The sequence below is a fragment of the Janthinobacterium sp. SUN026 genome (assembly GCF_030397625.1).
Taxonomy (GTDB): domain Bacteria; phylum Pseudomonadota; class Gammaproteobacteria; order Burkholderiales; family Burkholderiaceae_D; genus Janthinobacterium; species Janthinobacterium kumbetense.
The window spans coordinates 160,704-178,402 of sequence record NZ_JAPQNU010000007.1; the positions used below are offsets into that span (position 1 = coordinate 160,704).

The following is a 17,699-nucleotide window of genomic DNA, read 5'->3' on the forward strand; positions in this document are numbered from 1 at the left end:
GACGGTGCCCGAATAGCGTCGACCAATGCCGGTAGTATACACGCGAACCCGGCGCGCAGCGAAATCAGTGTTGACCGCGCCAGGGGCGGGGACCGCCGTACACATGCATGTGCAGGTGATACACCTCTTGCCCGCCGTTCGGGCCGCTGTTGATCATGGTCTTGAAGCCGCCGGCAGGCGCGCCATCGGCGTCATACGTGACGGCGCAGCCGAACTCGGCAGCGAGCTTCGGCGCCAGGCGCAGCAGCTTGCCCAGCATCTCCGTATGGCTGTCATCGCAGTCGGACAGGCTGGCCACGTGGCGCTTCGGGATCAACAGCAGATGCACGGGGGCGGCCGGGTTGATGTCCTTGAAGGCCAGCAAGTCCTCGTCCTCATACACGATAGTCGAGGGAATTTGTTTTGCAGCAATTTTGCAAAAAATACAGTTATCCACGCACGCTCCAGTAGGTCAGTGTTTGTCTGTTTCGCCAGCGTCGCGCAGCTCATCCTTGCGTGCCGCCTTTTCTTCCAGGCCGGACAGGCCTTCGCGGCGCGCCAGCTCGTCGAGCACCTGCTGCGGCGTCAGGTCGAACTGCGCCAGCATCACCAGACTGTGAAACCACAGGTCGGCGCATTCGTACAAGACCTTCGACGGGTCGTTGTCGCGGCGCGCATCCTTGGCGGCCATCACCGTTTCCGTCGCTTCTTCGCCGATTTTTTTCAGGATGGCGTCATCGCCCTTGGCAAACAGACGCGCGACATAGGAGGTGGCGGGGTCGCCGCCGTTGGCCAGCTTGCGCGATTCGATCACGGCGGCCAGGCGTTTTAACGTTTCACTCATTTGCTCTTGCTTTCCGCGTAAATCGTCTCGGGGTCTTTCAGGACGGGGTCGGTGACTTGCCATTCGCCCGTTTTTTCGTCGCCTTCGAATTTCTGGAAGAAGCACGAATGGCGGCCCGTATGGCAGGCGATGCCGCCGGCTTGCTCGATTTTCAGCAAGACCACGTCTTCATCGCAATCGAGGCGGATTTCCAGCACCTTTTGCGTGTGGCCGGACTCTTCGCCCTTGTGCCACAGTTTCTTGCGCGAACGGCTCCAGTACACGGCTTCGCCCAATTCCACCGTGCGCGCCAGCGCGTCGCGGTTCATCCAGGCGAACATCAGCACGTCATTGCTGCCCGCTTCCTGCGCGATCACGGGCACCAGGCCGTGCTCGTCCCATTTGACCTTTTTCAGCCACTTGGCATTGCTTGCTACGATGGTTCCGTTTTGCATGTTCTGTATCCTGGGTACTATTTTATTTACGCCAGGCGCATGGGAATGCCCTGCTGCGCCATAAACTGCTTGGCTTCCTGCACCGTGTGCTGGCCATAGTGGAAGATGCTGGCGGCCAACACGGCGTCCGCTCGGCCCACCTTGATGCCATCGACCAGGTCTTGCAAGCCGCCCACGCCGCCCGAGGCGATGACGGGGATGCTGACGGCGTCGGACACGCCGCGCGTCAGGCCCAGGTCGAAGCCCACCTTGGTGCCGTCGCGGTCCATGCTGGTGAGCAAGATTTCGCCGGCGCCCAGGCTTTCCATTTTACGCGCCCAGTCAAAGGCGTCCAGGCCCGTGGCAGTGCGTCCGCCATGGGTAAACACTTCCCACTTGCCGGGCGACACCTGCTTGGCGTCGATGGCGACGACGATGCATTGCGAGCCGTGCTTTTGCGACGCCTCGTACACCAGTTGGGGATTCGTCACGGCCGAGGTGTTGATGCTGACCTTGTCGGCGCCCGCGTTGAGCAGCCGGCGCACGTCTTCCACCACGCGCACGCCGCCGCCCACGGTCAGCGGAATGAACACTTGCGACGCCACGGCTTCGATGATGTCGAAGATCAGGCCGCGGTTGTCGCTCGAGGCGGTAATGTCGAGGAAAGTGATTTCATCGGCGCCCTGCTCGTCATAACGGCGGGCAATTTCCACCGGGTCGCCGGCGTCGCGCAATTCCGTGAAATTGACGCCTTTGACAACGCGGCCATTGGTCACGTCCAGGCAGGGGATGATACGTTTTGCAAGCATGATGGTATCCAGATTGTCGCCAGGCCAGGGCGTGCACGCGCACACCCCGGCCGGGCTGGCTTAAACGGCGGCGTCGGTCAGTTCGTCGGCGCGTTCCTGCGCCTGCGCCAGGTCGATCGTGCCTTCATAGATGGAACGGCCGCAGATCACGCCTTCGATGCCTTCGGCCTGGACCGCGCACAGCGCTTCCACGTCGCCGATATTGTGCAGGCCGCCCGAAGCGATGACGGGGATCTTGACGGCTTGCGCCAGCTTGACGGTGGCCTCGATATTGATGCCGCCCATCATGCCGTCGCGGCCGATGTCCGTGTAGATGATCGATTCGACGCCGTAGGCTTCGAATTTTTTCGCCAGGTCGATCACTTCGTGGCCCGACATCTTGCTCCAGCCATCCGTTGCCACTTTGCCATCCTTGGCATCGAGGCCGACGATGATGTGGCCCGGGAAGGCGCCGCAGGCGTCGTGCAGGAAGCCGGGGCTTTTCACGGCCGCCGTGCCGATGATGATGTAGGTGATGCCGGCGTCGAGGTAGCGCTCGATGGTGTCGAGGTCGCGGATGCCGCCGCCCAGCTGCACGGGGATTTCCTCGATGTCATTTTCCACGGCGAAATCTTGCACGGCCTTCAGGATGGCCTTCACGGCGCCTTCGTTCTTCGGCTTGCCGGCAAAGGCGCCGTTCAGGTCGACCAGGTGCAGCCGGCGCGCGCCTTGCATCAGCCAATGGCGGGCCATCTCGGCCGGGTCTTCGGAAAATACGGTGGCAAGTTCCATATCGCCTTGTTTCAGGCGTACGCAGTGACCGTCTTTCAGGTCGATGGCGGGAATGAGCAGCATGGTCAGTGTGATTTAGAGTGAGTGAGAGGCGGAAAAAAAGCCGGATAGCTAACGTTAAGGTTGCCAGTGAACGAAGTTCTTGTACAGCTGCAAGCCAGCGGCAGCGCTTTTTTCAGGGTGAAACTGTGTCGCGAAAATATTATCACGGGCGACGGCACAAGCAAACGGCGCGCCATAGACAGTCTCGCCCACCGTGTGCGCCGCTTCTTGAGGTTGAGCAAAATAGCTGTGCACAAAGTAAAAATAGGCGTTGTCGGCGATACCATCCCACATGACATGGGACGCCGTTTGCCGCACTTGGTTCCAGCCCATTTGCGGCACCTTGAAGCGCGAGCCGTCTTCCTGCACCTGGCCGTCGAGCTGGAAGCGCACGACTTTGCCTGGCAGCAAGCCCAAACCGGCCGCATCGCCCTCTTCGCTGCCGTCGAACAACATTTGCTCGCCGATGCACACGCCCAGCACGGGCTTGCTGTCGGCGGCGCGCAGCAGCGCTTCGAGCACGCCCGATTCGCGCAGGCTGCGCATGCAGTCGGGCATGGCGCCCTGGCCCGGCAAGACGATGCGGTCGGCGCTGTCGATGTCTTGCGCCAATCCGGAAATGCGCACGTCGGCTTCCGGCGCCACGGCGCGCAGGGCCTGCGCTACCGAGCGCAGGTTGCCCATGCCGTAATCCACCACCACAATTTTATTCATGTTTGATCCCGGAATCTACAATATAGCGAGAGCGGCGTTTACAGGCTGCCCTTGGTCGATGGAATGATGCCGGCCGCGCGCTCGTCGAGCTCGGCAGCCATGCGCAGCGCGCGGCCAAAGGCCTTGAACACGGTTTCGCATTGATGGTGGGCATTCGTCCCGCGTAAGTTGTCGATATGCAATGTCACGCCCGCATGGTTGACGAAGCCGCGGAAAAATTCCAGCGTCAGGTCGACGTCGAAGCCGGCGATCATGGCGCGCGTAAACGGGATGTGGTATTCGATGCCCGGGCGGCCCGAAAAATCGAGCACCACGCGCGACAGCGCCTCGTCCAGCGGCACGTACGCATGGCCGTAGCGGCGGATGCCCTTCTTGTCGCCGATAGCCTTGGCCACGGCCATGCCCAGGGTGATGCCCACGTCTTCCACCGTATGGTGGTTATCGATATGCACGTCGCCCGTCGCTTCGATATCCAGGTCGATCAAGCCGTGACGGGCGATCTGATCCAGCATATGGTCGAGGAAGGGCACGCCGGTATTGAGCTTTTGCTGGCCCGTGCCATCGAGGTTGAGGGCGACGCGAACTTGCGTCTCATTGGTGTTGCGCGTGATTTCTGCGGTGCGGTTCATGGGAGGCTCTGGCGATAGGCTAAACGAGGGATGCCTTGAAGGCATCGTAAAAAAGGGAATTCTCTTCCGGGGTGCTGACGCTGATGCGCAGGCAATTGGCCAGCGCAGCATGCATTTTACTCATATTTTTAATTAAAACCCTGCGGGCAAGCAGTTTTGCACAAACATCGTCGGAATCAGCCACACGAATCAGAAGAAAATTTGCCTTCGAGGGAAACACGGTCACGCCCGGCAGTTCCGCCAGGCGCAGCGCCAGCGTATCGCGCGCGCTGTTGAGCAGATCCGCCTGGGCATTCAACACATCGAGGTGGTCGAGCGCGAATTCGGCCGCCGCCTGCGTCAGCACATTCACGTTATACGGCGGGCGCACTTTTTCAAATTGCGCCAGCAGGGCCGGCGCGGCCGACATGTAGCCGAGGCGGATGCCGGCCAGGCCCAGTTTCGACACGGTACGCATCACCACCAGGTTCTCGAACTCGGGCAGGCGGCCCATGAAGCTGTGCTGCGCGAACGGCTCGTACGCTTCGTCGACGACGGCGATGCCCGTGTCGCCCAGGGCGGCCAGGATGCGTTCGATGTCGGCGCTGGCAAACAGGTTGCCCGTCGGGTTGTTCGGATAGGCGAGGAATACCAGCGCCGGGCGGTGCTGTTCGATCGCCGCCAGCATGGCCGGCATATCCAGGCTGAAGTCGGCCTGCAGGGGCACGCCGACGAAATCCATACCGGCGAACTGCGCCGAGCGCGCATACATGACGAAGGCGGGCACGGGCGCCAGCAGCACGGCGCGCTTGCCCGGCTCCTGATGCGCGCACGCCATGGCCAGGATGGAAATGAGCTCATCGGAGCCATTGCCCAGCATGACGTCGAAGCCGGCGGGCACGCCCAGCTTGGCGCAGATGGCCGCCTGCAGGCTGGCGTACGACGGCGGATAGCGGTTCAGCGCCACGCCGGCCAGGCGCGCGCCCAGCTCTTCGCGCAGCTGCGGCGGCAGCGGATACGGGTTTTCCATCGCATCGAGTTTGATGTAACCGCTGGCATCGGCTACCTGATAGCTTTTGACGGCCCGCACATCGGACCGCACGGTGTTGCTGATTAACTGATCGAGGAAAGACATGCTGCAAACACTCCTGATGGAATTAAATGGAGACTAAATGACGACGTCTTCCGGCACGGCGGCGCTGCGCGCCTTGCGGGCCGGCGCTTTTTTCGCGGCGGGCGGTTTTTTCACGGCAGCCGGTTTTTTACTGGCCGCCTTGGCGGCCTTGGGCACGGCGGCGGCGGCGCGGCGCTTGGCCGGCGCCTTCTTCTTTTCCGCCTGCGGCGCGGCCGGTTCGGCCAGCTCCTGCGCGAGCGCCGCCAATCGCTGTTCAATGATGGCGCAGTAGTCGGGATTCAACTCAAAGCCGACGAAATCGCGCCCGCAGCGCTTCGCCGCCAGCGCCGTGGTGCCGCTGCCCATGAACAGGTCGAGCACTACGCCGCCGGGCGGGCACGAGGCCTTGAGCATGCGCTCGATGATTTCGAGCGGCTTTTGCGTCGGGTGGTCGGCCCGTTCCGGGTGTTCCTTGTGCAGGCGCGACACGCTCCACAAGTCTTTCGGGTTGTAGCCCACTTCCAGCCATTTGGCGCCGATGAAGATCGAGCGCGAACGGGCTTTCTTGGTGGCCGCGTCGTAGGCGATGCGCACCGCGTCAAGGTCGAAGTAGTAATCCTTGCGCTTGACGAAGAAGCCGATGGTGTCGTGCACCGATGAAAAGCTGCGCACGCTGCCGCCCATGGACGGCACGCGGCGGTCCCAGATGATTTCATTCATCATCGCCATGCGCTGTTTCAGCATGACGAAGATCTCCGGCGAATAGCGCCAGGTGAGGAAGATATACAGGCTGCCGTTGGCTTTCAGCTTGGGCAGCGCCGCATCGATCCACTGCTCCGTCCAGCGCAGGTAGTCGGTCACCGACTGCTGGTCCGAGGCATTGCCGTAATCCTTGCCCAGGTTGTACGGCGGATCCGTCAGGATCAGGTCCACCGAGCCATCGGGAATGCGCGCCAGCCCCGCCAGCGCATCTTCGCAATAGACCCGGTTGACCCAGTCCGGCTGCTCCGCCATATTCGTCATGGCTGCGACTTCAGACGCAGTTCGGCGCTGCGCGCGTGCGCCTGCAAGCCTTCGCCATACGCCAGGGTGGCGGCGACTCGGCCCAGGGTTTGCGCGCCCGCTTCACTGACGTGGATGATGGACGAACGCTTCTGGAAGTCGTACACGCCCAGCGGCGACGAAAAGCGCGCCGTGCGCGAGGTCGGCAGCACGTGATTGGGGCCGCAGCAATAGTCGCCCAGCGATTCGGACGAAAAGCGGCCCAGGAACATGGCGCCCGCGTGGCGGATCTGCTCGGCCCACTGCTGCGGGTTTTCCGCCGAGATTTCCAGGTGTTCCGCGGCGATGGCATTGGCGATCTCGCACGCTTCTGCCATGCTGCGCACCTTGATCAGCGCTCCGCGGTCGGCCAGCGACGTGCTGATGGTGGCCTGGCGCGGCATCGTCGGCAGCAGCTTGGCGATGCTCTCCTCGACTTGCGCGATGTAATCCGCGTCGGGGCACAGCAGGATCGCTTGCGCCAGTTCGTCGTGCTCGGCCTGCGAAAACAGGTCCATCGCGACCCAGTCGGGGTCCGTCGTGCCGTCGCACAGCACGAGGATTTCCGACGGTCCGGCGATCATGTCGATGCCGACGATGCCGAACACGCGGCGCTTGGCGGCGGCCACGTAGGCGTTGCCGGGACCGACGATCTTGTCCACAGCGGCAATCGTCTGCGTGCCGTAGGCCAGCGCGCCGACGGCTTGTGCGCCGCCGATGGTGATCACGCGCGTCACGCCGGCAATCGCGGCGGCGGCCAGCACCATCTGGTTTTTCACGCCATCGGGCGTCGGCACGACCATGATGATTTCGCCCACGCCCGCCACATGCGCGGGAATGGCGTTCATCAGCACGGACGACGGGTAGGCGGCCTTGCCGCCCGGGACGTAGATGCCGACCCGGTCCAGCGGCGTGATCTTCTGGCCCAGCACCGTGCCATCGGGCTCGGTGTAGGTAAAGCCGCGCAATTCCTCGCGCTGGCGTTCGTGGAAGGCGCGGATGCGCTGCGCGGCGATCTGCAGCGCCTCGCGCTGGGCCGACGGCAAGCCGTTCAAGGCTGCCTGCAATTCGGCTTGCGAAATATCAAAGGCCGCCATTTCCGCCGCGCCGCCATGCGGGATGCGGTCGAAACGGTTGGTGTATTCCAGTACGGCGGCGTCGCCGCGCGTTTTCACATCGGCCAGGATTTTTGCGACCGACGTTTCAATCGCTGCATCGGTGCCCGCCTCGAACGCCAGCAGCGTATCGAGCGATTGTTGGAAACCATCCTGGCTTGAATCGAGCTTGCGTATCTGTATCGGCATAATCGGCTTTCTGCTACTGAAGGTATCTAGGCTTGCGAAGCGCGTTCAAACGCCTCGATGATCGGCTGCAAGCGCTCGCGCTTGAGCTTGAGCGCAGCCTGGTTGACCACCAGGCGCGACGAAATTTCCATGATGTGCTCGACCTCGACGAGGTTGTTCGCGCGCAAAGTGCTGCCCGTGCTGACCAGGTCAACGATGGCGTCCGACAGGCCCACCAAAGGCGCCAGCTCCATCGAGCCATACAGCTTGATCAGGTCGACGTGGACGCCCTTGGCGGCGAAATGCTCGCGCGCCGTGTGCACGAACTTGGTGGCCACGCGCAGGCGCGCGCCCTGGTGCACGGCCTTTTCGTAATCAAAACCGGCCTGCACCGCCACCGACATGCGGCAAGAGGCGATATTCAGGTCGATCGGCTGGTACAGGCCTTCGCCGCCGTGCTCGAGCAGGACGTCCTTGCCCGCCACGCCGAAATCGGCCGCGCCGTACTGCACGTAGGTCGGCACATCGCTGGCGCGCACGATGATGACGCGCACGTTCGGATCGTTGGTGGCCAAAATCAGCTTGCGCGAGGTCTCCGGGTTTTCCAGTACCTTGATGCCGGCCGCTTCCAGCAGCGGCATGGTGTCCTCAAAAATGCGGCCTTTCGAGAGCGCCAGTATCAGCTGCGAATTGTCGCCCGTGTTCGATCCGTTCATGCTCGTTCCTTGTTATTTAATGCGTACGATGTTCGCGCCGACGGCCGACAATTTCACTTCCATGCGGTCGTAGCCGCGGTCGAGGTGATAGATGCGGTCGATCAGGGTTTCGCCATCGGCGGCCAGGGCCGCGATCACCAGCGACGCCGAGGCGCGCAGGTCGGTCGCCATCACGGGCGCGCCGCGCAGCTGCTTGACGCCGGCGATGATGGCCGTGTTGCCCTCGATGGTGATGTCGGCGCCCAGGCGGTTCATTTCCTGCACGTGCATGAAGCGGTTCTCGAAAATCGTCTCGGTGACGCGGCTGGCGCCATTGGCGATAGTGTTGACGGCCATGAACTGCGCCTGCATGTCGGTCGGGAAGCCCGGGTATTCCGTGGTGCGGAAACTGACGGGGTTAGGACGGGCCGACATCTCGGCGCGGATCCAGTCGGCGCCGAAGGTCATCGTCAGGCCCATGGCGCGCAGCTTGTCGAGCGCCGCGTCGAGGATATCGGTGCGTACGTTGCGCAGGGTGATATCGCCGCCGGTGGCCGCCACGGCGCACAGGAAGGTCCCCGTTTCGATACGGTCGGCGATCACCGCGTGCGAAGCGCCGTGCAGGGTATCGACGCCCTGGATCACCAGGCGGCTGGTGCCGATGCCGTCGATCTTCGCGCCCATGGCCACCAGCAGGTGGGCCAGGTCGGTCACTTCCGGTTCGCAGGCGGCGTTTTCCAGGATGGTCTCGCCTTCGGCCAGGGTCGCTGCCATCAGCAGGTTCTCGGTACCGGTGACGGTAATCATGTCGGTGACGATGCGCGCGCCTTTCAGCTTGGCGCACTTGGCGTAGATGTAGCCCGCTTCGATGCGGATCTCGGCGCCCAGCGCTTCGAGGCCCTTGATGTGCTGGTCGACGGGGCGCGAACCGATGGCGCAGCCGCCCGGCAGCGACACCTTGGCTTCGCCGAAGCGCGCCAGCAGGGGGCCCAGCACGAGGATCGAGGCGCGCATGGTTTTCACCAGTTCATACGGCGCTTCCAGGGTGTCGATGGCGCTGCCGTTGAGAACGACGCGGTCGCCGTCCTGCTGCACTTTCAGGCCCGTCTGGCCCAGCAGCTTCAACATGGTGGTCACGTCGTGCAGGTGCGGCACGTTCGTCAGGTCCAGGTCGCCCGCGGTCAGCAGACCCGCGCACAGGATGGGCAGGGCGGCGTTTTTCGCGCCGGAGATGGCGATGTCGCCGTTCAGGCGGTTGCCGCCGTTGATGAGGAGCTTGTCCATGTGCTTATCCTTGGAATTCTTCGGGTGTCAGGGTTTTCATCGACAGCGCGTGGATTTCTTCGCGCATGCGGTCGCCCAGCGCCGCGTAGACGATCTGGTGGCGCTGGATCAGGCGTTTGCCGGCAAACGCGGGCGAAACGATCACGGCCTGGAAGTGCTGGCCATCGCCCTCCACTTCGAGGTGCGTGCATTCGAGGCCGGCCGACAGATAGCCGTGGATCAGTTCTGGAGTGGTGGTCACGATAAGTCCTTGATATTGAATAATGTAGTGATGTGATGTGCCGCAATCAACGGCGCAATGAGTGTCGTAATCAATGTCGCAAACGATAGCCGCTCTTCAGCAGGCGGATCGACGCCAGCGCCAGGATCACGAGGAAGCCGGCGACAATGGACAAGCTGAGCCACGGGCTGACGTCGGACACGCCGAAGAAGCCGTAGCGGAAACCGTCGATCATGTAAAAGAAGGGGTTCAGATGCGATACCGTCTGCCAGAACGGCGGCAGCGAGTGAATCGAATAGAACACGCCCGACAAGAAGGTGGCCGGCATGATCAGGAAGTTCTGGAAGGCGGCCAGTTGGTCGAATTTCTCGGCCCAGATGCCGGCGATCAAGCCCATGGTGCCCAGCATAGCGGCACCCAAAAAGGCGAAGACGACGATCCACAGCGGCGCGACGAACGACAGGTCGGCGAACCAGCAAGTGATGGCAAACACGCCAAAGCCCACGGCCAGGCCGCGCGCGACGGAAGCGAGTACATACGCCGAGAAGATTTCCCAGTGCGACAGGGGCGTGAGCAGCACGAACACGAGGTTGCCCGTGATCTTCGACTGGATCAGCGAGGACGAGGAATTGGCGAACGCGTTTTGCAGCACGCTCATCATCACCAGGCCGGGAATCAGAAAGGCCGTGTAGCTGACGCCGGGGCTCGGCTCCACGCGGCCATCTAACACATGGCCGAACACCAGCAGGTACAGCATCGACGTGAGCACGGGCGCGGCCACGGTTTGCGTCGCCACTTTCCAGAAGCGCAGCGTCTCTTTGTAGACGAGGGTGCGAAATCCTGTCGAAATCATACGGTACCTTTATCCATGATCTGCAAGAAGATATCTTCCAGGTCGGCTTGTTGCAATTGCATTTCATCGATCTCGGCGCCCGCTTCGCGCAGGCGGGCGAGGATTTTTTCGACTTCGCTGTATTCGTTGACGCGCAGGCTGAACTTGTTCGGCGCCTGTTGTTCTTCCGGGTGCAGCACCAGGTGCTGCAAGTCGGCCGGCAGGCTGCCATTCTTGAGGTGCAGCTGCAGCTGCGAGCCGGCGATGCGGCGGATCAGGGCCGACATGGTGTCGAGCGCCACCACCTTGCCGGTTTTCAGCATGGCCACGCGCTGGCACATGGCTTGCGCCTCTTCCAGATAGTGCGTGGTCAGCACGACCGTGTGGCCGCCTTCGCGGTTCAGGCGCGAGATGAACTTCCACAGGGTCTGGCGCAATTCCACGTCGACGCCGGCCGTCGGCTCATCGAGCACGATGACGGGCGGCTTGTGCACCAGCGCCTGGGCCACGAGCACGCGGCGCTTCATGCCGCCGGACAGGGCGCGCATGTTGGTGTCGGCCTTGCCGGTCAGGTCGAGGTTTTCCATGACCTCGTCGATCCACTTGTCGTTGTTCGGCAAGCCAAAATAGCCGGACTGCAGGCGCAGGGTTTCGCGCACGGTGAAAAACGGGTCGAATACCAGTTCCTGCGGCACCACGCCCAGGTTGCGGCGCGCATTGCGGAAGTCCGTGACCACGTCGTGGCCATGGATCTTGACGGTGCCCGCGTCGGGGCGTATCAGGCCGGCGATGATGGAAATGAGGGTGGTCTTGCCGGCGCCGTTCGGGCCAAGCAGGCCGAAAAATTCGCCTTCTTCGATGGCCAGCGACACGCCGCCCAGCGCCTTGAGCGATTTATAGCTCTTTTCTACATTCGTTATTTGAATTGCGGTCATGTGCTTGTTTCAAGTGTAATGCGTCTGGTGTGATGCGCCAGTTGCCGGTGCAATGCAGGCCGGCTGGCCGGTGCAGGGCGCCCCTTCCGCAGAGGGTGGCGCAACAGTCAATTATAGTTGGAAACTTCGTGGAACACTTGGAGATCAATCCGACGGCGCTGCTGGCCTGCCGGCTTGAAAGCTACTGCTGATGCGGGGAGTGGGACAGGATCAATGATGATGCAGGTCGGACGGGCTGCGTTCGGCGTGGCCGCCGGCACTGGCGCAGTCGTCGGTCGTCAACGTGCTCGAAACGAGCGAGCAGACGCCATACAGCTTGGTGAGGTTTTTCAGGTTGTCCGGCAGGTTTTTCAGCTCCAGCACGCCGCCGGCATCCTGCGCCGCGCGCTGCCACGTCAGCATGACGGAGACGGCTGCCGAATCGACGGCCTTGACGTTGCGCAAGTCAAACTTCGTCTGACCCGAGCGGATGGCGTCCAGACCCTGCTCCAATGCCGAAGTGGCATTGTGCACGGTCAGGGAAGTCAGGGACTGCAAAGTGTCGAGAGAGTCGGGCATGGCGTCGGGCTGCGCTGGTCTGGAGCTGGGTCAGGAGCTATATGATAGCCGATTATTTGGCTTTGGCAGCGGGACGGCTGGCCAGGGCCTTGTTTTTTGCCTGCAAGGTCTTGATCAGGCCATCGATGCCGCCCTTGCTGATCTCGCTGGCGAAGCTGCTTTTGTACGTTTCCACCAGCCATGCGCCCAGCACGTTGATGTCATAGATCTTCCAGCCGGATGGGGTTTTCGCCACGCGGTAGTTCAGGGGCACGGGTTCGCCGCGCGCCACGTTCACCTGCGAGCGCACTTCCACTTCCGTGTCGGCCGGGTCGGCGCGCAGCGGCTTGAATTCCACGGTTTCGTTCTTGATCTGCGACAAGGCGCCCGAATACGTGTAGATCAGCAGGGTGCGGAATTCGCTGGACAGCTGCTTTTGCTGGTCCGGCGTGGCGTCGCGCCAGAAGCGGCCAGCGGCCAGGGCCGTCATGCGCTGGAAATCCACGTACGGCAGGATCTTGCTTTCCACCAATTCGGTGACGCGCTTGATATCGCCAGCCTGGATGGCCTTGTCGTTCTTGGCCGTCTCGATCACGTCCTGGCTGATGCGTTTGACCAAGACGTCCGGCGCTTCCACGGCGGGAGCGGCCTGGGCGGCGGTGGCAAAGGCGATGGTGGCCATCGCCAGCAGTTGTTTCATCAATTTCATGGTTCTACCTTTCATGGTGTTGCTATGCACCGGCTGGCGTCGATCGCAGCCGTGGTGTTTCTTTACCGCAGTTTACTCCTGAGGCCTAGCCTGGGAAGCCACGGTATTGCTACCAGATGTTACGAGGTCCGCCGGCGCCACATCGGCCGCGGCCGTCGCAGGCGGTGTTTCCGCTGGGACAGGCTGCGGTTGCGCCTCATAGGCCGGCTCGTAATCGCTGGTGTCGTTTTTTGGCACTTTGCGGTCGCGGCGGTCCGTATCGCCATCGAAAACCTTGCTTTCGCGCGCCTGCAGGAAGCCGTCGCGGATGAATTCATAACGGTCCAACGCGGCCGCTTCCATCAGGTTGGTGGCGTCGAGCAGCGCGGCGCGCTTGTCGACCACGCGCGTCACCGTGCCGATATTGCGCACCGAGACAGGATCCTTGTAGCGCCATGGGTCGCCCGTGATATCGAGCGGCAGGGCCACCGTGTCGCGCACGGTCGATGGGCCCAGCAGCGGCAGCATCACGTACGGACCAGGCTGAACGCCATACCAGCCCAGGGTCTGGCCAAAGTCTTCGTTATGCTTCGGAATGCCCGCCTGCGACGCGATGTCGATCAGGCCGAAGATGCCGAAGGTCGAGTTCATGCTGACGCGCACGACGTCTTGCAAGCCCGCCTCACCCTTGCCTTGCAGCAAGTTGTTCACGGCGCTCCACACATCGGACAAGTTGCCGAAGAAATTGCCCACGCCCGTTTGCACGAACGATGGCGTGACGGTCTTGTAAGCCGTGGCGACCGGTTTCAGGGCCACCTGGTCGACGGTATCGTTGAACTTGAACATGGCGCGGTTGTAACCCTCGAGCGGGTCGCGCGGATTGGTACCGGTGGCGCAAGCGCTCACGCTGGCGGCGATGGCCAGGGCCAGGCCGATACGCGCCAGGCTGCCTTGGGATTGTTTGGTCGACTCGCTCATTTGCTGTCCTTTCCTTCCGCTGCCTTGCTGTAGATGAACTGATTGATCAGGTCTTCCAGCACTGTGGCCGATTGAGTACGGGCGATCTTGTCGCCCTCCGCCAGGTTCGCCAGATCGCCGCCTGCTTCCAGGCCGATATATTGCTCACCCAGCAAACCGGCCGTCAAAATCTTAGCCGAGCTGTCTTTCGGAAATTTGTAGCCATCTTCGATGTCGAGTTTCACCAGCGCCTGATACGTCTTGTCGTCAAAGCGGATCTCCGCCACGCGCCCCACCACCACGCCAGCGCCCTTGACGGGCGCCTGCGGCTTGAGGCCGCCAATATTGTCGAACTTGGCACTAATGGTATACGTCTTGCTGAAAGACAGCGAGCTCATATTGCCGGCCTTGAGCGCCAGAAACATCAATGCCGCCACACCCAGCAAGACGAACAAGCCGACCCAGACATCCAAAGATTTACGTTGCATAAACAATCCTAAATAATTTTTACTTGCTGCCGCCTGCGCAATATCTTGCCCAGGCCCGCTGTTTTGTCGCTGATTGGCAATTACTTGCTAAACATCAACGCCGTCATCATGAAATCGAGCCACCACACCATCAACGATGAAATGACCACCGTACGCGTGGTGGCGCCGGACACGTCTTCCGGCGTCGGCTGTGCCTGGTAACCCTGGAACAGCGCGATGAAGGTCACCGCAATACCGAACACCAGGCTCTTGATGGTGCCATTGCCCACTTCTTTCCAGACATCCACGCCGCCCTGCATCTGCGACCAGAACGAGCCTTCATCGACGCCGATCAGCACCACGCCGACCAGGTAGCTGCCGATGATGCCGACGGCCGTGAAGATGGCGCCCAGGATCGGCATGGCGATCACGCCGGCCCAGAAACGGGGCGCCAGCACGCGCTGGATCGGGTTCACGGCCATCATTTCCATGGCCGACAATTGCTCGCCCGCCTTCATCAGGCCGATTTCCGCCGTCAGCGAGGTGCCGGCGCGGCCGGCAAACAGCAGCGCCGTGACGACCGGGCCCAGTTCGCGCGTCAGCGACAGCGCCACCAGCAAGCCCAGCGACTGCTCGGCGCCATACGTGGTCAGGGTGTAATAGCCTTGCAAACCCAGCACCATGCCGACAAACAGGCCGGAGACGGCGGTAATCACCAGCGAGCGGTTACCGATAAAAAACAGTTGCTCAATCACCAAGCGCGGACGGCGCCACAGGCCGCCCGACGAGGCGATGATGATGAAAAACGAACGCACGGCAAAGCCGAGGTCTTGTACCGAATTGCGCAACCATGCTCCGATCGCCGCCAGGAAACGCGCGATCATCGGCCGCCCCCCGCCTGCAAGCCCAGGTCGTCGGCCAGCGACTTGCCCGGGTAATGGAACGGTACGGGGCCATCGGCCTCGGCATTGACGAACTGCTTGACGTACGGATGCGTCGACACGGCCATCTCGGCCGGCGTGCCGTGCGCCACAATCTTGCCCGATGACAGAAAATAGACATAATCAGCGATGGCGAAACACTCCTTCACATCGTGCGATACCAGGATAGACGTGGAGCCCAGCGCATCGTTCAGATTGCGGATCAAATTCGCCGTCACGCCCATGGAAATCGGGTCCAGGCCGGCGAACGGCTCGTCGTACATGATCAGTTCGGGGTCGAGCGCGATGGCGCGCGCCAGCGCGACGCGGCGGCCCATGCCGCCCGAGATCTCGGCCGGCTTCAATTGCGCCGCATTGCGCAAGCCGACGGCATGCAGCTTCATCAGCACCAGGGTGCGGATCAGCTCTTCATTCAAATCCGTGTGTTCGCGCAGGGGGAACGCCACGTTCTCGAACGCCGTCAAGTCTGTAAACAACGCGCCGTGCTGGAACAGCATGCCCATCTTGCGGCGCAGTTGATATAGCTCATCGGTTCCCAGCGTATGCACGATCTGGCCATCGACATTCACGGAGCCGGAACTGGGACGCAGCTGCCCGCCGATCAGGCGCAATACGGTCGTCTTGCCACTGCCGGAGCCACCCATGACGGCCACAACTTTTCCACGTGGGAAATCCATTTGAAGGCCCGATAAAATCGAACGTTCTCCATAGGCAAAGTGTAAATCACGGATCTCAACAAGATTTGGCACGACGAAGCTCACTATTTTAATGGCGTATTGTAGTGCAGAAACGCCAACCTCTGCTGAGACACCCCTCGGGACAGCCCCGTAAAGGGGAAGAATACAACACTAATGAATCGAAAGTCAGATATTGTAGTGGAAATTTGGCCCGCGCATCGCGTCCCTGTCCGGCGATGTTCACCGCTGTTGACTTGACAAGTAAAAATAACAAGGGCCACGCCGCATTCCGCGCCGTGGCCCTGGCAAAAAACGAACAATTGCTCGTTAATTAGCGCGGCAGCAGGGAAGCCCCCATCAGGAACTCATCGACGGCGCGCGCACACTGGCGCCCTTCGCGGATGGCCCACACCACCAGCGACTGGCCACGGCGCATGTCGCCGGCGGCAAATACCTTGGCCACCGAGGTCTGGTAGCAGCCGGCGCCGTCTGTTGTCGCCTTGACGTTGCCGCGCGCATCCGTGTCGACGCCGAACGCTTCCAGCACCTGTTGTACAGGGGAAACAAAACCCATGGCCAGGAAGACCAGGTCCGCCTTCATCTCGAATTCCGAGTTCGGCACTTCGCTCATCTTGCCGTCTTTCCATTCGACACGGCAGGCGATCAGCTTTTCCACCTTGCCGCCCTTGCCTTCGAAACGCTTGGTGGCCACGGCCCAGTCGCGCTCGCAGCCTTCCTCGTGCGAGGACGAGGTGCGCAGCTTGGTCGGCCAGTACGGCCACACCAGCGGCTTGTTTTCCTGTTCCGGCGGCTGCGGCATCAGTTCGAACTGGGCCACCGAGGCGGCGCCATGGCGGTTCGAGGTGCCGACGCAGTCGGAACCCGTGTCGCCGCCGCCGATCACCACCACGTGCTTGCCCGTGGCCTTGATCTGGTCCTTGAGCTTGTCGCCCGCGTTGACCTTGTTTTGCAGCGGCAGGAAATCCATGGCGAAATGCACGCCCTTCAGCTCGCGGCCCGGCACGGGCAAGTCGCGCGGCTGCTCGGCGCCGCCGGCCATGATGACGGCGTCGAATTCTTTTTCCAGGTCTTCCGGGAAAATGGTTTCCTTGGCCCAGTTGTTGACGTGGGCCGGGAAATCCTTGCCCACCAGTACGCTGGTGCGGAACACCACGCCTTCGGCTTCCATCTGTTTCACGCGCAAGTCGATGTGCGACTTTTCCATCTTGAAGTCGGGGATGCCATAACGCAACAAACCACCGACCCGGTCGCTCTTCTCGAACACGGTGACGGCGTGGCCGGCGCGCGCCAGCTGCTGCGCCGCCGCCAGGCCGGCGGGACCGGAACCGACGATGGCCACTTTCTTGCCGGTACTAAAACCGGCAGGCTGCGGCGTGACCCAGCCGTGCTCCCAGCCCATGTCGATGATTTTATGTTCGATCGACTTGATGCCGACCGGATCTTCGTGGATGCCCAGGGTACAGGCCGATTCGCACGGCGCCGGGCAGATGCGGCCCGTAAATTCCGGGAAGTTGTTGGTCGAATGCAAGATGTCGAGCGCTTCGCGGTAAGCGCCGCGGTACACCAGGTCATTCCAGTCGGGAATGATGTTATTCACGGGACAACCCGTGGTGCAGAAGGGAATGCCGCAATCCATGCAGCGCGCGCCTTGCACGGTCGCTTGCGCGTCCGACAGGTGCAGCACGAATTCCTTGTAGTTCTTCAGACGCGCGGCAGGCTCCAGATAGTGTTCGTCCTGGCGCTTGAATTCCATGAAGCCGGTAATTTTACCCACGATGTTTCCTTTGTATTTGCTGGCTGGGAGCGGCCGGGCCGCTCCCTGTCATT

General features: G+C 61.9%; 22 protein-coding genes. All 22 read right to left on the bottom strand.

Annotated elements, in window-relative coordinates:
- Window positions 1-64: 64 nt before the first annotated feature.
- Entirely contained in the window at window positions 65-436 is a 372-nt protein-coding gene (locus OX459_RS25300) for a histidine triad nucleotide-binding protein (RefSeq protein WP_099666083.1), read from the bottom strand.
- A 15-nt stretch (window positions 437-451) separates the two neighbouring features.
- Complete coding sequence (locus OX459_RS25305; RefSeq protein ID WP_034753849.1) at window positions 452-823, bottom strand: phosphoribosyl-ATP diphosphatase; 372 nt, start codon at window positions 821-823, stop codon at window positions 452-454.
- Window positions 820-1,257: a phosphoribosyl-AMP cyclohydrolase gene (gene hisI / locus OX459_RS25310; protein ID WP_034753847.1), complete on the bottom strand. Its 438-nt coding sequence runs from the start codon at window positions 1,255-1,257 to the stop codon at window positions 820-822. Before hisI ends, OX459_RS25305 begins: the two co-directional genes overlap by 4 nt.
- A gap of 26 nt (window positions 1,258-1,283) precedes the next feature.
- Window positions 1,284-2,045: an imidazole glycerol phosphate synthase subunit HisF gene (gene hisF, locus OX459_RS25315; RefSeq protein WP_099666082.1), complete on the bottom strand. Its 762-nt coding sequence runs from the start codon at window positions 2,043-2,045 to the stop codon at window positions 1,284-1,286.
- Window positions 2,046-2,105: 60 nt separating this feature from the next.
- Window positions 2,106-2,879 (bottom strand): 1-(5-phosphoribosyl)-5-[(5-phosphoribosylamino)methylideneamino]imidazole-4-carboxamide isomerase, encoded by a 774-nt coding sequence (hisA, locus tag OX459_RS25320; RefSeq protein WP_070219639.1) that lies wholly within the window; start codon window positions 2,877-2,879, stop codon window positions 2,106-2,108.
- Between the two features lie 54 nt (window positions 2,880-2,933).
- Window positions 2,934-3,572 (bottom strand): imidazole glycerol phosphate synthase subunit HisH, encoded by a 639-nt coding sequence (gene hisH / locus OX459_RS25325; protein WP_099666081.1) that lies wholly within the window; start codon window positions 3,570-3,572, stop codon window positions 2,934-2,936.
- Between the two features lie 38 nt (window positions 3,573-3,610).
- Window positions 3,611-4,201 carry an imidazoleglycerol-phosphate dehydratase HisB gene (gene hisB / locus OX459_RS25330; RefSeq protein ID WP_010402123.1) on the bottom strand — a complete coding sequence of 197 codons (591 nt, stop codon included), beginning with the start codon at window positions 4,199-4,201 and terminating at the stop codon, window positions 3,611-3,613.
- A gap of 19 nt (window positions 4,202-4,220) precedes the next feature.
- Window positions 4,221-5,315, bottom strand: a complete 1,095-nt coding sequence (gene hisC / locus OX459_RS25335) for a histidinol-phosphate transaminase (protein WP_289907032.1) — start codon at window positions 5,313-5,315, stop codon at window positions 4,221-4,223.
- A gap of 33 nt (window positions 5,316-5,348) precedes the next feature.
- The gene (locus OX459_RS25340; RefSeq protein ID WP_289907065.1) at window positions 5,349-6,308 is read right to left on the bottom strand and encodes a site-specific DNA-methyltransferase; all 960 of its coding nucleotides are present in this window, start codon (window positions 6,306-6,308) and stop codon (window positions 5,349-5,351) included.
- A gap of 5 nt (window positions 6,309-6,313) precedes the next feature.
- On the bottom strand, window positions 6,314-7,639 hold the full coding sequence (gene hisD / locus OX459_RS25345) for a histidinol dehydrogenase (RefSeq protein ID WP_289907033.1): 1,326 nt from the start codon (window positions 7,637-7,639) through the stop codon (window positions 6,314-6,316).
- A gap of 26 nt (window positions 7,640-7,665) precedes the next feature.
- Window positions 7,666-8,334, bottom strand: a complete 669-nt coding sequence (hisG, locus tag OX459_RS25350; RefSeq protein ID WP_077398226.1) for an ATP phosphoribosyltransferase — start codon at window positions 8,332-8,334, stop codon at window positions 7,666-7,668.
- 12 nt (window positions 8,335-8,346) lie between these two features.
- Window positions 8,347-9,597, bottom strand: coding sequence for a UDP-N-acetylglucosamine 1-carboxyvinyltransferase (murA, locus tag OX459_RS25355; RefSeq protein ID WP_289907034.1), 1,251 nt, complete (start codon window positions 9,595-9,597; stop codon window positions 8,347-8,349).
- A gap of 4 nt (window positions 9,598-9,601) precedes the next feature.
- Window positions 9,602-9,838: a BolA/IbaG family iron-sulfur metabolism protein gene (locus OX459_RS25360; RefSeq protein WP_034753824.1), complete on the bottom strand. Its 237-nt coding sequence runs from the start codon at window positions 9,836-9,838 to the stop codon at window positions 9,602-9,604.
- Window positions 9,839-9,908: 70 nt separating this feature from the next.
- Window positions 9,909-10,670: an ABC transporter permease gene (locus tag OX459_RS25365; RefSeq protein ID WP_099379209.1), complete on the bottom strand. Its 762-nt coding sequence runs from the start codon at window positions 10,668-10,670 to the stop codon at window positions 9,909-9,911.
- Window positions 10,667-11,584: an ABC transporter ATP-binding protein gene (locus tag OX459_RS25370; RefSeq protein ID WP_077398228.1), complete on the bottom strand. Its 918-nt coding sequence runs from the start codon at window positions 11,582-11,584 to the stop codon at window positions 10,667-10,669. Before OX459_RS25370 ends, OX459_RS25365 begins: the two co-directional genes overlap by 4 nt.
- Before the next feature lie 210 nt (window positions 11,585-11,794).
- Window positions 11,795-12,142 carry an STAS domain-containing protein gene (locus tag OX459_RS25375; RefSeq protein WP_077398229.1) on the bottom strand — a complete coding sequence of 116 codons (348 nt, stop codon included), beginning with the start codon at window positions 12,140-12,142 and terminating at the stop codon, window positions 11,795-11,797.
- A gap of 52 nt (window positions 12,143-12,194) precedes the next feature.
- Window positions 12,195-12,830 carry an ABC transporter substrate-binding protein gene (locus OX459_RS25380; protein WP_099666076.1) on the bottom strand — a complete coding sequence of 212 codons (636 nt, stop codon included), beginning with the start codon at window positions 12,828-12,830 and terminating at the stop codon, window positions 12,195-12,197.
- A gap of 72 nt (window positions 12,831-12,902) precedes the next feature.
- Window positions 12,903-13,787, bottom strand: a complete 885-nt coding sequence (locus tag OX459_RS25385) for a VacJ family lipoprotein (protein ID WP_077398231.1) — start codon at window positions 13,785-13,787, stop codon at window positions 12,903-12,905.
- Complete coding sequence (mlaD, locus tag OX459_RS25390) at window positions 13,784-14,254, bottom strand: outer membrane lipid asymmetry maintenance protein MlaD (protein WP_070346035.1); 471 nt, start codon at window positions 14,252-14,254, stop codon at window positions 13,784-13,786. Before mlaD ends, OX459_RS25385 begins: the two co-directional genes overlap by 4 nt.
- A gap of 80 nt (window positions 14,255-14,334) precedes the next feature.
- Window positions 14,335-15,117, bottom strand: coding sequence for a lipid asymmetry maintenance ABC transporter permease subunit MlaE (gene mlaE / locus OX459_RS25395; RefSeq protein ID WP_034780952.1), 783 nt, complete (start codon window positions 15,115-15,117; stop codon window positions 14,335-14,337).
- Complete coding sequence (locus OX459_RS25400; protein ID WP_034753922.1) at window positions 15,114-15,923, bottom strand: ABC transporter ATP-binding protein; 810 nt, start codon at window positions 15,921-15,923, stop codon at window positions 15,114-15,116. The genes mlaE and OX459_RS25400 overlap by 4 nt, the downstream gene beginning before the upstream one ends.
- Before the next feature lie 259 nt (window positions 15,924-16,182).
- Window positions 16,183-17,646, bottom strand: a complete 1,464-nt coding sequence (locus OX459_RS25405; RefSeq protein ID WP_070257787.1) for a glutamate synthase subunit beta — start codon at window positions 17,644-17,646, stop codon at window positions 16,183-16,185.
- Window positions 17,647-17,699 lie beyond the last annotated feature (53 nt).

Excerpts from the sequence above, each read along its gene's own strand:
- hisD (WP_289907033.1), bottom strand. The coding sequence starts at position 7,639 with ATGCCGATACAGATACGCAAGCTCGATTCAAGCCAGGATGGTTTCCAA.
- hisG (WP_077398226.1), bottom strand. The coding sequence starts at position 8,334 with ATGAACGGATCGAACACGGGCGACAATTCGCAGCTGATACTGGCGCTC.
- hisA (WP_070219639.1), bottom strand. The coding sequence starts at position 2,879 with ATGCTGCTCATTCCCGCCATCGACCTGAAAGACGGTCACTGCGTACGC.
- OX459_RS25380 (WP_099666076.1), bottom strand. The coding sequence starts at position 12,830 with ATGAAATTGATGAAACAACTGCTGGCGATGGCCACCATCGCCTTTGCC.
- hisC (WP_289907032.1), bottom strand. The coding sequence starts at position 5,315 with ATGTCTTTCCTCGATCAGTTAATCAGCAACACCGTGCGGTCCGATGTG.
- OX459_RS25305 (WP_034753849.1), bottom strand. The coding sequence starts at position 823 with ATGAGTGAAACGTTAAAACGCCTGGCCGCCGTGATCGAATCGCGCAAG.
- hisH (WP_099666081.1), bottom strand. The coding sequence starts at position 3,572 with ATGAATAAAATTGTGGTGGTGGATTACGGCATGGGCAACCTGCGCTCG.
- mlaE (WP_034780952.1), bottom strand. The coding sequence starts at position 15,117 with ATGATCGCGCGTTTCCTGGCGGCGATCGGAGCATGGTTGCGCAATTCG.
- hisF (WP_099666082.1), bottom strand. The coding sequence starts at position 2,045 with ATGCTTGCAAAACGTATCATCCCCTGCCTGGACGTGACCAATGGCCGC.
- mlaD (WP_070346035.1), bottom strand. The coding sequence starts at position 14,254 with ATGCAACGTAAATCTTTGGATGTCTGGGTCGGCTTGTTCGTCTTGCTG.
- murA (WP_289907034.1), bottom strand. The coding sequence starts at position 9,597 with ATGGACAAGCTCCTCATCAACGGCGGCAACCGCCTGAACGGCGACATC.
- OX459_RS25370 (WP_077398228.1), bottom strand. The coding sequence starts at position 11,584 with ATGACCGCAATTCAAATAACGAATGTAGAAAAGAGCTATAAATCGCTC.
- OX459_RS25365 (WP_099379209.1), bottom strand. The coding sequence starts at position 10,670 with ATGATTTCGACAGGATTTCGCACCCTCGTCTACAAAGAGACGCTGCGC.
- hisI (WP_034753847.1), bottom strand. The coding sequence starts at position 1,257 with ATGCAAAACGGAACCATCGTAGCAAGCAATGCCAAGTGGCTGAAAAAG.
- OX459_RS25385 (WP_077398231.1), bottom strand. The coding sequence starts at position 13,787 with ATGAGCGAGTCGACCAAACAATCCCAAGGCAGCCTGGCGCGTATCGGC.
- hisB (WP_010402123.1), bottom strand. The coding sequence starts at position 4,201 with ATGAACCGCACCGCAGAAATCACGCGCAACACCAATGAGACGCAAGTT.
- OX459_RS25340 (WP_289907065.1), bottom strand. The coding sequence starts at position 6,308 with ATGGCGGAGCAGCCGGACTGGGTCAACCGGGTCTATTGCGAAGATGCG.
- OX459_RS25375 (WP_077398229.1), bottom strand. The coding sequence starts at position 12,142 with ATGCCCGACTCTCTCGACACTTTGCAGTCCCTGACTTCCCTGACCGTG.